Source organism: Polynucleobacter necessarius (assembly GCF_900096765.1).
Classification (GTDB): Bacteria; Pseudomonadota; Gammaproteobacteria; order Burkholderiales; family Burkholderiaceae; genus Polynucleobacter; species Polynucleobacter necessarius_F.
In genome coordinates, this window is sequence record NZ_LT615228.1 from 1,286,287 (window position 1) to 1,299,623 (window position 13,337).

Here is a 13,337-nt window from a genome sequence, read left to right on the forward strand (position 1 = left end):
GCTTGGGCGTAAACGTAAACATTAGTTACAGCAAAGCAAAAGAAGAGCGTCGCAAATATTTTATACATATTAAATATCCTTTTAAAAACTTGATGAATGCGTCGCAAATTCACGCACATGCTTTTTATCGTTAAATTTAATGACAAGTGTCAAAGTTCTTGATGATCTAACAACTACAGCCTGACTGGAGTTTGCAACCGCCTCTGTTTCTTGAGATATTTTGTCGTATACCCAAGTTTCTCTTCCACCACTATCAGTGGTAATTATGTTGGGTGAACCAAGTTTAGAAATAATTTCATCTCCACTAGCGCCTTTTTTTTAACTGTTGCTTGAACTGCCCCAAGCGTTAGTTTATTAGCTTCAGCACTGCGTGAATAGATATTTGGTTGAGGTACATAAGCCTGCTGTACATTCTGATAAGGGGCACAGCCGCAGAGGGTAATAGGTACGAGAAAAAAAAGTAAAGTTTGATTTTTGGTGAATTTATTCATAATTTTGAAAAGATTCTGATATCTATAATCTATTTTGACTCATAATAACCCAAATAAAGAGTGACTGGAAACCACATTAACCCCAATCACAACAAACATTTTGGCAGTCGTTTTAAATGACTACATATACATATAAACCCTAAGCCAACTTCTCAGCCGCCATCATTGCCGTTAGCTTGCTGTAGTGCCGTTCTATCATTACTACGCTAGTTCCCATTTGCTTCGCTAATGTGTGTATGTCTATACCTTTTGTTAATGCTTGCGTAGCGTAGGTATGTCGCAAGCTGTATAGCGTTCTGTTTTGCCCCGCACTATTTTTTAATAAACCGCTCTTTTTCATTAAGTGCCGAAAGATGTTCTCCAATAAATATGGCATTTGTCCATCGGGCATCACAAACACCTTTCTGTCCAGTTTTGCTTGTATGAGCTCATCCAAACTCACATATGGGAGCTGTTGCCACTTGTATAACCCCGTCAAAACGTCTAAAACGTCGTTTTTAGCAATTAGATACCTTGCTCCCGTCTTCCCACTCACCCATATGCGTAAAAAGCGTTTAGAACCGCTGTAATGCCACTGTAAGTGCTTCCAACGCAGTGGCATAGACTCTGTGCTGTGCCGTATACCCGTATTAGCTAAAAACTTCACATAGGCACTACACAGAATGCGGGGCTCTCCGCTATGCCTATGATGAACATCCTTGTGCCAAATCGGCATATACGCATACAGCTGTTCCAACTCTTCTTGCGTGAATGCGGGACGGGGTTCGCTTTTTGCTCCACGTATGTTTAGTGTCGGCACTAACTTATTTCGCACATACCCATATTGTTTTGCTAACTCCACTACCCTGTTGTATGCCAGTGCGTGATGCTTCTTTGTAATTGCTTTTGGTTCTTTGCCCATCTCCGCAATTCGCCACGCTTCAAAATCTGCGACAAGTTCATTTGTGATTTCTTCAACGGGATATTTGCCGAAGAATGGAATGAGATATTTTTCCCAAATAAACAAATAGTCTTTGTATGTGCGTGCCCCACGCTGACTTGTTGCTACTCCAAGCAATAATTTAATTTCTTCATTTGCTAATTGCTTAAATGTTTTTGTTCGTAGTGCTATGTTGTTTTCAATTTTGATTTTGACAACTTCAAACAACATCATTGCCTGCTTCTTTGCCTCCATTAAATCGTCTGTGCCTGTGCTAGCACTATGCCAGTCACCATTGCTTAGCTTAAAGCGGCATTGCCACTGTGCCGACTGCGGACGCTTATAGGCATTGAGTTTGCCGTCTAGTAGCTTGATTTGCTTGGGTTGTGGGGTTGGGGCACTTGCGAAGAATTGTTGAAGTAGCGACATACGCACTAGTGTGCTGTCGTCTTGTATTTTCTGCGACGATTAGTTTTTTATCGTAGTCAAAATCTCACACGATATTCTGCCAACGCAGACGTTTGCGTGTTAGTATTTTTTCAATGCCAGTGTTTGTGGTGCGGTGCGAACAGGAGATTTTGCGTATGCTTAACGAAACGTTTTACAACTGAACTGTTTCATAACTCAATTTCTTCGTTATGATTCCGTCGCTCTAACCAGCTGACTCTAACCAGCTGAGCTAATAGCTGAGCTAATTCGCCGAAAAACATAGCATTTTAACTTATTTGCTTAAAGTCTTCAATTTATTGGTCTCTTCGAGCATTTCCCCCAAGGACCAGTAAAGAATCGGCTCATTTGTATGGAAGCGGTGGGGAAAGCAATAAGATCCCCTCAGAACACGGAGAGTCTAACCTATCCTCACTTAACGGAGATCATAAATTTTTCACAAAACTTTAGTAGCATTTACGTCCTCAAATAGCGTAATTAAAAGGCACAAGGAGACATGCGCCATGTTTAAAAAAACAAAGAAAAAAGATTTAGGTAAGTCGATTCAAGATTTTGAATCAATATTAGGAGAAACGATTAGAGTTGACGGAAACTTGGTCATTGCAAAAAGCATACGCATTGATGGCTGCTTAAATGGCAATACTCTGCAAAAAGAAGGTTCGGAAGCAACAATTGCTATTGCACCAAGCGCTCAAATCGTTGGGGATATTCGAGCTCAACACATTATTGTGGCAGGATCAGTTAAAGGCAATATATTTTCATCTGGGAAAATAGAGTTGCTCGCTCAAGCAAAAATTGAGGGTGACATCACCTATGACAACATAGGCATTGAGGTTGGCGCTAATGTTACAGGCAAGTTGTTACAAATTTCCTCGTTAAAAGTAGCTAATGAGACTGGGCTACTTTTGTCTCAAGTAAAACAAAAGATTGCAAATTAAGCCATGCAAATAATTTGGGTGTCCAGCCCTGTTGGACACATCCGCAAGATCAATTTGTCCTACCGACATCTCTTGATTGGCTCTTGCTTGCTTGTCTTCGCATTAATACTCGCGGGGGCAGGCTTGCAGTACTTCGGATTTCGTATGGCGATTGAATACGATCCTCAATTAGCCAAGCAACTCGGTAACTTACATTCGCCCGTTGAGATAGAAAATCTAAATGCGGTTTATCAATTAAAGTTATTAGAATTGAACGAACGCATCGTTGAAAATAATCAAAAGCTACGTCAACTTGAGGTTCTTTCCCAAAAACTCGAACAACTTGCAACTCCATCCGCACTCAAAGGCCTTGGTCCAAAACAAAATTCAATAGGTGGAAAATTTATCCCCTTGAATTTAGTTGATGCAGAGAGCAATCCACGCCCGCTAAAACTGTTTTCGAACATATCAACCTTGATGCATTTACAAGATGAGCGTACCAATGCTTTGATTGCCCAAAACTCTAATTTCCTTGAATGGCTTGAATCCAAGCCCACTGGTATCCCAATTCAAAATTCATCCAGTATTTCCAGTGACTATGGCCCTCGAATTGATCCCTTTAATCAAAGAGAAAGCTTTCATTCGGGCCTAGATTTTCAATCACCCAATGGCACGCCTATTACAGTGACAGCGAATGGGCGCGTACTGAAGGCTAATTGGGATTCAAATTATGGAAAGCTATTAATCATCGACCATGGTGATGGCTACCTTTCTCGGTATGCCCACGCTCAGGATATTTATGTTCATGAAGGCGACATTGTCAAACGTAACCAGGTTGTAGCAACTGTAGGCACCAGCGGAAGATCAACCGGACCGCACTTACATTATGAGATAGTAAAAAATGGAGAGGTCATCAATCCCAAAGAGATGTTAATAGGCCTAAGCAATCGCTAGATTCCAATTGTTAGCATTTGAGATCGCAAACTTTTATTGGGATCAAAACAACTTCGGCACTACCATTTTTAATATGAGAGGACTGATGCATTCAGCTATAAATTGAGGGATTTTTCCAGCACCTCACACGCCTTCGTTGGTCTCTATAGAATTTTTGGCTCGCAAAAATCGAGGTATAAAGTGATCAACTACTTTTCGTCCCAATCTCTCATTTTTTAATGTCATTGGCGCAGGCTCTAAATTCCTAATAATGCCAGCTAAATTTGGTCTTATGATCTGATTTTGCGAATCACTTACACCAAGATTACCGACCTCACAATGCGAAATCTTGGTAGGCATTTTGAGAGCGCAATATTTCTCATAGACAAAGTTTCCGAATTCGCAAAAGTTCATAGCAATACCCTCATTTTGCGAATCACTTACACCAAGATTACCGACCTCACAATGCGAAATCTTGGTAGGCATTTTGAGAGCGCAATATTTCTCATAGACAAAGTTTCCGAATTCGCAAAAGTTCATAGCAATACCCTCATCCTCTGCTTCACAGAGAAAATGATTGCAGTAATACTGGTCGATATCTCTTATTTTTTGCACTGGTGGACTGACTAAACAATTGCTATTAGCAGATACAAAAGGGAATATCCCCGTAATATCTTGACCAGGATCAATTCTGCTTGGCGCCATCACTATGATCTGGTTTCTTTTACGGACAAGCGCAAGGTTTCTTTGCAGATACTCCAAAACAAAAATTTCGGAACTTGCCATTTCTACTCGACTCGTCGAACTTGGGACGACGATCATATCGAACTCCAGCAAAAACTGAGGAGGCAAGTTGTAGGACCAGGTTAAATCCGCAATCACTATTTCGGCAATTTTCGAGCAATCTCTCAATGTCGCTTTAGCCTCAAGCAAAACCAAGCCAGGATTATTTTGGCTTTGTATATTTGCACAATGAACCATCACCCCAATATTTGATGCTTTACTTAACCAATTTGATGAGGAACGCTGTCTATCGAAATCGATAAAGGCTGTTTCAATATCATTCTTTAACTTAAAGAATGCTGCTAGATTGGCAGAAATCGTGCTTTTTCCAACACCACCTTTTTGATTGGTCACTAATTTTAAATGGCGTCATGAAAAAGCGTCGCCTCTATTCATAGTTGATTGATGTTCTGCAATAAACGAGAAAAGATAGTGATTAATTGTTGCAATTTGATGTATTTACTTAAATTGCCATATGAAAATGGCATGGTTGCTGAATAAAAACCAGGTACTATTCTCCGGGTTATTATTGCAGTGCAATAGGATGGTGAATAGATGGGGGGATCAGTCTCGTCAACGATTGAGATCACACATGGGATAGTGGATTAATTGCAGCCAAATGACTCTGCAAACTTCGTTTGCGCTGCTCTTTGCGCCATCAACTCAAATCTGCCGCGAATACTATTTCTTACAAAATACTCAATTACCATTGACGGGATGATCGAGTGCGGCTCAACAATAGCTTCATATTTAAACAGCGTCTTATCTTTTACCTCACCAAGTCGCCAATTTCCGCGGTACTGCTTATTATCGCCATTGATCTGTTCAAAAGTCACTAATTTATTTGGGGTCTCCGTATATTCCACCAATGATTTCATTTCAACAGGAAAAAAAGTATCTGCTCTCTGATAACTCTCTGGACTCGAACTTTATTACGAATTCTTGATACTACTTTTGACTCAACGATTCCCGGAATATTCTTGGCGCCCTCATAATCAGTAATGAAAGCATAGGCAGCACAAATATCGATAGGCGCCTGATAGCTTGCCAAAATCTTAAAATGACCATCCTCGGAAATCACGCTAACTTGCACATCATATGGATTTGCATTTTCCTGAGCATAACTAAGCGTTGCTCCAAAAGATAAGAGTAGATAAATAATCCATTTCATGGATACATTCTAAAATTTATATGAAATTATTGCTTTGATAGACATTTTCTAGTTAGCAAAATTATGGGGTAGCCTTTATGTTTATGAGAAGAAGGCCGGCATTAGAACCTATCATGAATAATCTCGCATGAATTAAAGAAAAAATCATACTGACTCAATTTAGGGGGTCTTCAAATTTATCCAAAGATGATATTTCAACCAATGATCTCATGTTGCGCTGCCTTTTATGTCCTACACTTACTAGAGACCCCCCAATCACGAAAATGATTAATTCAATCTTTGTCCCAAAATTTAAAGCGAAAGCATGAAGACACTTAGCAAAATACTGACGCTCTTATCTTTTATCGGGTTCACCCTAGCCTTCAATACTCGTGCAGCCCAAATTTTTATCACTAATTACCCTTCTGAGGCCAATGCCAAGGTATTTGTGACTAAATATCGATCAGAGGCCAATTGTATTGTTTATGAAACTCAATACGCCAGCGATAACGAGCCGGGTGTTTGGTTTTATACAAAATATAAGAGCGATGCTCGCGCAGTCATTAGCTATACCCAATACAAATCTGAAGCCGACCTCATTGTCTACTACACCCAATACAAGAGCGAAGCACGCTGTCGCTACTAATATTGCCCAAACCGAAGCCCCAATCTATGAGACTACTTTCCATCAACGCAGGCAAAGTGATGCCCTTATTTGGCAATCATCATCCAGATTACAAGTCGGTTGCATCAGCAATTCATAAAAAATGGATTAGCAATCTACAGAATCCTGTGCCGATTGAAATTCATTCACTAGGTATTAAAGAAGATGAGCAAGCAGACTTGAGTGTTCACGGCGGAATGGAAAAGGCGATTTATGTATATCCAGTTGAACACTATGCCTTTTGGAATGAACTCCTCACTCGCGAAACCAAAAAACCAACCGCTCTTGAATTTGGCGCCATGGGAGAAAACTTCACTATTGAAGGCTTGCTTGAAACAGAGGTCTATGTTGGAGACAGAATTTTTATTGGTGATCTTGAATTTTCGGTAGTCAAACTACGTGAACCTTGTTTTAAATTCAACGCTGCAGTTGGCTACAAGGGTGCCAGTAAGGCCATGCTGCAATCGGGTTATAGCGGTTGGTATTTGCGCGTACTTAAGACCGGTAAATTAACTGCAGGGGCTGCGATGACTCTGGTACCAGGCCCTCGGGATATCTCCATCGCCCAACAAAATAAACAATTACTGGGCAGTCGCAACCAAAAAGATTTATGGGAATAAAAAACCCGATCATTTCTGATCGGGTTTGCAATTGTTAACACTAATTAGATGCATTAGTCACGTGCATAAATATCCACATCTTTAGTCTCACGTACGAACAATGTACCAATTACCAATGTCATTGCTGCAATGATGATCGGATACCAGAGGCCGTAATAAATATTGCCGTTTTGCGCAACCAAAGCAAAGGAAATTGTTGGTAGTAAACCACCGAACCAACCATTACCAATGTGATATGGCAAAGACATAGAAGTGTAGCGAATACGTGTTGGGAACATCTCAACCAACATAGCAGCAATTGGGCCATAAACCATGGTTACCAATATTACTAGGTATACCAGCAAGAGCAATACAGCTACATAGTTAATCTGCGCTGGATCTGCTTTAGCTGGGTAGCCTTCTTTGTTCAAAGCTTCACGAATCGCTTTCTTAAACTCGGCATCTTTTGCTTCAGCAGGATCAATACCCTTAGAAGTGTAGCCAGGAATCTCGATATCACCGATCTTCACAACTGCGGTAGAGCCAGGAGCTCCAGGGATAGTGCTGTAACTAGCAGAGTTTGAAGCCATCACTTGTTTTGCAATATCGCAAGAACTAGTGAATTTAGCAGTACCTGTTGGATTGAACTGGAATGTACATTCTGTTGGATCAACAGTAATGGTTGCAGGTGCAGTTGCCATTGCCTTTTCTAACGCTGGGTTAGCAAAGTGAGTCAAGGCATTGAAAACGGAAACAGGAGTGTTAGGGATATAAGTAATTACAGCCAATAACAAACCGCCCATAATGATGACCTTACGGCCAATCTTATCTGACAAGCTACCAAATACTACAAAGAATGGTGTACCGATAACCAAAGAAGCGGCAATCAATAAGTTTGCGGTCTTTGGGTCTACCTTTAATACTTGAGTCAAGTAGAACAAAGCGTAGAACTGACCTGTGTACCATACTACCGCTTGACCCGCTACCAGACCAAACAATGCCAAGATCACAATTTTCAAGCTTTTCCATTGGCCGAATGACTCGCCCAAAGGTGACTTCGATAATTTACCTTCTTCTTTCATCTTCTTGAAAGCTGGTGACTCATTCATGGATAAACGAATCCATACTGAGATCGCCAATAATGCGATAGATACAATGAAAGGAACACGCCAACCCCAAACATCAAAGTCTGGGCCTGTGAATTCACGTGTAAACAAAATCACGAGCAGGGACAAAAACAAACCGAGAGTAGCTGTTGTTTGAATCCAAGCAGTATACGCACCGCGACGGCCATGAGGAGCATGCTCAGCAACATAGGTTGCAGCTCCACCGTACTCACCACCCAACGCCAAACCTTGGAGCATACGCAAAGCAATCAAGATCAAAGGGGCTGCAACACCAATCGTGGCATAGTTCGGCAAAATACCGACGATGAAGGTTGCGCCGCCCATCAACAAGATGGTGACCAAGAAGGTGTATTTACGACCAATCAAATCGCCGAGGCGACCAAAAACCAATGCACCAAATGGACGCACAATAAAACCAGCAGCAAAAGCAAGTAGAGCGAAAATGAAGGCAGAACCAGCATCTAGGCCAGAGAAGAATTGCTTAGCAATAATCGCTGCAAGTGAACCGTATAAATAAAAGTCGTACCACTCAAAAACCGTACCTAAAGAGGAGGCAAAAATAACTTTGCGCTCTTCAGCGGTCATTGGGGCTGCTTTTGAAGATGTAGACATCAGTAGCTCCTAACTATTTTTATTGATATAAAAAAACAACTGGTTGATTATGCTTTCAAAAAAATCAAAGAAATCTAATACGTAGGGTAATTCCTCATCATATTTGATGAGGAATTACCCGATTTATTGGCAATTGAATGTAAGAAAGCAACAAAAGTTCGCCTGAGGTCTAATAACAAAAACCACAATTTTTTTATAGGGACAATTTATATGCAACCAAAATGGGGAATCAGAGGAATGGCGGTTGCGCCACATTCACTCGCATCCGAATCTGCACTAGCTATTAAGAGAAGGCGGTAATGCCATAGAGGCCATGATTGCAGCAGCTGCAACAATTGCCGTCGTGTACCCCCACATGAACTCGATTGGTGGTGACTCTTTCTGGGTCGTCCATGCACCCAGAAAAGCCATGGGCGGTATTGATGCGTGCGGATCAGCCGCAGGTCTTGCTACCAAACAATGGTATTCAGAGCATGGTATTACTAAAACAATCCCCTTCCGTGGCCCAGTTGCTGCCAATACCGTTGCCGGAACGATCTCCGGCTGGGGTGCAGCACTACAGCTTTCCAAACAAGGACTTGGCGGCAAGATTCCTTTATCTCGCTTGTTAGCAGATGCGATCCGTTACGCAGAAGCAGGCGTTCCAGTCACATTAAGCCAATCTAACCTCACTGCAAAAAAAACGTGAGGAGCTCAGCCCGATTCCTGGTTTTGCAAAAACATTTTTAGTGAATGGAGAGGCCCCTGCGGTTGGAAGTATTTTTAAGCAAGAACGTCTTGCAAAAACTTTGCGCCAAATTGCCAGCAGGGGAACTGATGATTTTTATCGTGGTGACCTGGCTAATTTACTGGGCAAAGAGCTTGCAGATATTGGCAGCCCCTTGCGACTTGCTGATCTTCAGCGTCATCGCGCCAAACTTATTGATCCGCTTGAACTCAAACATAGCATTGGTAATGTCTACAACATGATTCCACCGACTCAAGATGTAGTCTCATTAATGATCATCGGGATACTGGATCAACTAAACCTTAAGCGTTTCAAAGTAGATAGCACTGAATATGTTCATCACTGTGTCGAGGCAACCAAACAAGCATTTAAGATTCGAGATCAATATGTTACCGACCCCGCATACATGACTAAGAATGCACAATCATTCTTATCACCAGCATTCTTAAAGCAGTTGGCTAAAAATATTGATCCCAATAAGGCTTTACCTTGGGGGCAAGGCAAAGGTCCGGCCGACACTATCTGGATGGGTGTCATTGATGAAGATGGCAACTGCGTATCCTTCATCCAAAGTATTTATCATGAGTTTGGCGCCGGTATTGTGTTGCCAAAGTCTGGTGCGAACTGGCAGAACCGTGGCTGCAGCTTCTCCCTCGACCCGTCCACCCTCAACCATCTTGAGCCTTACCGCAAACCATTCCACACACTAAACCCAGCCATGGCCCTCTTCTAAGATGGCCGCTCAATGGTATATGGAACCATAGGTGGTGATGGTCAACCACAAACACAATGCGCAGTATTCACTCGTACCGCTACATATGGATTAGATCCTCAAGATGCAATTAGTCGTCCACGCTGGTTGCTTGGTCGAACTTGGGGCCAAACGAGTGACAGCTTGAAACTAGAAAGTCGCTTCAGCCCTTGGGTTGCCAAAGAGCTTCATGCCATGGGCCACGAAATCGAAATGCTAGATGCTTTTGATGAGACGGTTGGTCATGCGGGCTGCATTATTCGCGAACCTTCAGGAACCCTACGTGGTGACTGGGATCCTCGAAGCGACGGAGCGATTAGCGCGTTTTAGTAATAAACATTTTGGGTACGCGCAGATCCCAATGAATGGCGGCTGCGCGCAATCCAAATATTCCGAGCATGCAAATTACCGATCCCTCAATGGCATACTGAGGGATAAATTTCAAAATCAAAACATAGGCACAGCAACCTACCGTTACTGGAATTGCATACAGTTCGTGGGACATGATAAGCGTTTTTCTGCCAGCCAAAATATCGCGTATTAAGCCACCACCTATCGCAGTGATCACACCCAGAATCACTGGTGCAACTGGCAACCCAAAACCCATCCCCCATGCCTTATCAGCACCTTGAATCGCAAAGAGCGCCGCACCAAAGCCGTCGATATATAACATCCAGCGATAAATTTGTGGCTGCGTAAAAAAGGATTCCGCCACGAAGGTCAAAATACTAGCACCTAAAGCTAACCAAACATAGAGTTGGTTCTCAGACCAAAAAATCGGAGCCTCCAAAATAATGTCACGAATAGTGCCGCCGCCAATAGCAGTAATCAAACCAAGAACTATGACACCAAAAATATCTACGCCACAATCCGCTATTGCCAACACACCAGTCACCGCAAAGGCTATGGTCGCAATTACTCCAATCCAAAATTGAATCTGTTCCATATTGAGCAGTCTAAAACACTTTAATACCCTGAACCACTTTTTTCCAGCATCAATATACTGTTAACAATCATTGATTTGAAAGGGGTTACATGAATTTAACGGAACGACCAAAGCTCTATAGCTTCTGGCGCAGCTCTGCAGCATTTCGTGTTCGTATCGCCTTAAATTTGAAAGGAGTGGATTACGAGATCATCCCAATTCACCTCAGTAAAAATGGTGGAGATCAATTTAGTGAAGCCTATGTCAACAAAAATCCTAATCGTTTGGTACCGGTATTTGATGATGGGAAAACGTGCCTCCATCAATCGCTAGCGATTATTGAATATCTTGAAGAAACTCAAGCAAGCCCGGACTTATTACCCAAATCCCCTGCTGAACGAGCTTGGGTTCGTGCAATTGCAATGGATATTTGTAGCGATATCCATCCCATTAATAATCTGAGAGTTCTACGCTATCTCATCAAAGAATTAGAAGTAGAAGTGGGCAGCCAAGCTAAAGATGATTGGTATCAACATTGGATTACCTTGGGTCTGTCCAGTCTTGAAAAACAAATTGGTGTCCATCAAAAACTAGGACGCTTTAGCTTTGGTGATGAGCCCGGCTTAATTGAAGTTTGTTTAGTGCCCCAATTATTTAATGCGCTAGCTAGCAAGATGGATCTAAAACCCTATCCTACACTTGTACGTATACTTCGCGAGTGCATGAATCTTCCAGCATTTATCAATGCCTCTTGGGAAAATCAAATTGATGCGGAAGGATTAAACCCCGTTATTCCACCACAGGAATAATGACAGCGTTAGCAAAGAACCCATGGTCGTAATCAATACAACTCGAGAAATCACCCCGCCATCAGCCTTGTAATACTGAGCCAACATAAATGGCCCCGTACCTGTTGGTAGAGCGCTCAAAATGATGATCGCCTGTATCCACAATTTATGTAAACCTAAAATCCAATCCGCAATAATCCAAGCAATCATTGGCTGAATAATTAACTTAGCAAAACTAATGCCCCAAGCTTGTGCTGGTGAAGCTTTACTTTTTTGCATCAGAAATAGTCCGATCGATACCAATGCGCATGGAGTAGCGGCGGCTGCTAAAAACGAAATGACTTGAGAAACAGGGCCAAACAACTGGAGATTTGTTGAAGACCAGAAAAGACCCGCAACCGGCGCAATCAACAAAGGATTGCTGCAAAGTGACCTCACAACACTGAAAAAAATTTCGTGCGATTTTTTGTGAGACAGAATACCTACTTCAATCAATACGGTAGCCAAAGCAAACATCACAAACACAATAAAGGTAGAAATGATTGCTGGTGCCAAGCCATCTTGACCTAAAGCTAAGACACGCAATGGAATGCCCATATAGCCTGTATTTGAATAGGAAGCACTTAAGCCATGAAAACTAGCAAGCGCCAAGTCTTTGTTACGCCACCAGCCAATACTGAAAACTAAAACAAATACGATGAGGCAACTCAAAAAGAAAGCTGCAATAAAGCCTGGTTTCCATAACGTTTGCCAGCCGCTATTGGCTGCAAAATTAAAAAGTTGGGCAGGTAGCGCCAACCAAACAACAAAACGATTAATTTCTACCGATGCACTCTCGCCTAATTTGCCTGCGCGCCCACAAACATACCCAATCAGTATGAGAGCAAATACCGGCAGAACTACATTAAATACGTAGAGCAAGTGAAATTATTTTGGATAAATTAGTTAGGCGATTTTTTTGAGCGTCTTGATATAGCGTTGCGCATTTTTAACATAGCGACCCGCTATCTCGCCAATGCCTGCTATCTGCTGTGAACTTAGCACCTTTACTGCCTTCGCTGGTGAGCCAATAATCATTGACCCATCTGGAAATTCTTTACCTTCAGTAACTAGTGCGCCTGCACCAACTAGGCAATGCTTGCCAATTTTGGCGCCATTCAATATCACCGCGCCAATACCAATCAAGCTACCATCTCCAATCTGACAACCATGAAGCATTACCTGATGGCCAACAGTGACATTCTTACCAATGACGAGGGGATAACCTGGATCAGTATGCAAAACAGAAGCGTCTTGCACATTGCTTCCTTGACCTATTTGAATGAGATCGTTATCGCCGCGAATGACAACCTTGGGCCACACGTTTGCGTCCTGATGTAACTCAACTTTGCCAATTACTTCTGCGCTCTCGGCAACCCAAACGCCCTGTGCAATCTGAGGGGTGATTCCGTCTAGTTCAAATATAGCCATGACTCATTATAGGTAGGTATGGGCAGGAGTCAGG

14 protein-coding genes and 1 pseudogene are annotated in these 13,337 nt (G+C 42.2%); 6 read left to right on the forward strand and 9 right to left on the reverse strand.

What is annotated here, in order from left to right; genetic code table 11:
• Positions 1–263: 263 nt before the first annotated feature.
• Positions 264–491, reverse strand: coding sequence for a hypothetical protein (locus tag DXE33_RS06660; protein ID WP_114639198.1), 228 nt, complete (start codon positions 489–491; stop codon positions 264–266).
• A 139-nt stretch (positions 492–630) separates the two neighbouring features.
• Positions 631–1,845 (reverse strand): tyrosine-type recombinase/integrase, encoded by a 1,215-nt coding sequence (locus DXE33_RS06665; protein ID WP_408634183.1) that lies wholly within the window; start codon positions 1,843–1,845, stop codon positions 631–633.
• Between the two features lie 515 nt (positions 1,846–2,360).
• Between DXE33_RS06665 and DXE33_RS06670 the strand changes: the two genes are divergently transcribed.
• Complete coding sequence (locus DXE33_RS06670) at positions 2,361–2,795, forward strand: bactofilin family protein (protein ID WP_114639200.1); 435 nt, start codon at positions 2,361–2,363, stop codon at positions 2,793–2,795.
• A 3-nt stretch (positions 2,796–2,798) separates the two neighbouring features.
• A complete protein-coding gene (locus tag DXE33_RS06675) occupies positions 2,799–3,728 on the forward strand; it encodes a M23 family metallopeptidase (RefSeq protein ID WP_114639201.1) in 930 nt (309 codons plus the stop codon).
• Positions 3,729–3,851: 123 nt separating this feature from the next.
• Here DXE33_RS06675 and DXE33_RS06680 read toward each other — a convergent pair whose 3' ends face one another.
• From DXE33_RS06680 to DXE33_RS09845, 3 genes are all read right to left on the reverse strand, one after another.
• The gene (locus DXE33_RS06680; RefSeq protein ID WP_114639202.1) at positions 3,852–4,844 is read right to left on the reverse strand and encodes a ParA family protein; all 993 of its coding nucleotides are present in this window, start codon (positions 4,842–4,844) and stop codon (positions 3,852–3,854) included.
• 251 nt (positions 4,845–5,095) lie between these two features.
• Positions 5,096–5,368 (reverse strand): SRPBCC family protein, encoded by a 273-nt coding sequence (locus tag DXE33_RS09840; RefSeq protein WP_197712010.1) that lies wholly within the window; start codon positions 5,366–5,368, stop codon positions 5,096–5,098.
• Positions 5,365–5,661 (reverse strand): SRPBCC family protein, encoded by a 297-nt coding sequence (locus DXE33_RS09845; protein ID WP_197712011.1) that lies wholly within the window; start codon positions 5,659–5,661, stop codon positions 5,365–5,367. The genes DXE33_RS09840 and DXE33_RS09845 overlap by 4 nt, the downstream gene beginning before the upstream one ends.
• A gap of 304 nt (positions 5,662–5,965) precedes the next feature.
• On the opposite strand from DXE33_RS09845, the gene DXE33_RS06690 reads away from it, so the two are divergent.
• Both DXE33_RS06690 and DXE33_RS06695 read left to right on the forward strand, forming a co-directional pair.
• A complete protein-coding gene (locus DXE33_RS06690) occupies positions 5,966–6,286 on the forward strand; it encodes a DUF6150 family protein (protein ID WP_114639203.1) in 321 nt (106 codons plus the stop codon).
• Between the two features lie 26 nt (positions 6,287–6,312).
• The gene (locus tag DXE33_RS06695; protein ID WP_114639204.1) at positions 6,313–6,924 is read left to right on the forward strand and encodes an MOSC domain-containing protein; all 612 of its coding nucleotides are present in this window, start codon (positions 6,313–6,315) and stop codon (positions 6,922–6,924) included.
• Positions 6,925–6,977: 53 nt separating this feature from the next.
• On the opposite strand, the gene DXE33_RS06700 is transcribed toward DXE33_RS06695, so the two are convergent.
• A complete protein-coding gene (locus tag DXE33_RS06700) occupies positions 6,978–8,642 on the reverse strand; it encodes an MFS transporter (RefSeq protein WP_114639205.1) in 1,665 nt (554 codons plus the stop codon).
• Between the two features lie 237 nt (positions 8,643–8,879).
• Here DXE33_RS06700 and DXE33_RS06705 point away from each other — a divergent pair.
• A pseudogene (locus DXE33_RS06705) lies at positions 8,880–10,450 on the forward strand (gamma-glutamyltransferase family protein).
• On the opposite strand, the gene DXE33_RS06710 reads toward DXE33_RS06705, so the two are convergent.
• Positions 10,437–11,066, reverse strand: coding sequence for a trimeric intracellular cation channel family protein (locus DXE33_RS06710; protein WP_114639206.1), 630 nt, complete (start codon positions 11,064–11,066; stop codon positions 10,437–10,439). The pseudogene DXE33_RS06705 and the gene DXE33_RS06710 sit on opposite strands and share 14 nt — an antisense overlap.
• Before the next feature lie 89 nt (positions 11,067–11,155).
• On the opposite strand from DXE33_RS06710, the gene maiA reads away from it, so the two are divergent.
• Positions 11,156–11,854, forward strand: coding sequence for a maleylacetoacetate isomerase (gene maiA, locus DXE33_RS06715; RefSeq protein WP_114639207.1), 699 nt, complete (start codon positions 11,156–11,158; stop codon positions 11,852–11,854).
• Here maiA and DXE33_RS06720 read toward each other — a convergent pair.
• Positions 11,825–12,754: an AEC family transporter gene (locus tag DXE33_RS06720; protein WP_114639208.1), complete on the reverse strand. Its 930-nt coding sequence runs from the start codon at positions 12,752–12,754 to the stop codon at positions 11,825–11,827. The genes maiA and DXE33_RS06720 overlap by 30 nt on opposite strands.
• Before the next feature lie 24 nt (positions 12,755–12,778).
• Positions 12,779–13,303, reverse strand: a complete 525-nt coding sequence (locus tag DXE33_RS06725) for a gamma carbonic anhydrase family protein (RefSeq protein ID WP_114639209.1) — start codon at positions 13,301–13,303, stop codon at positions 12,779–12,781.
• Positions 13,304–13,337 lie beyond the last annotated feature (34 nt).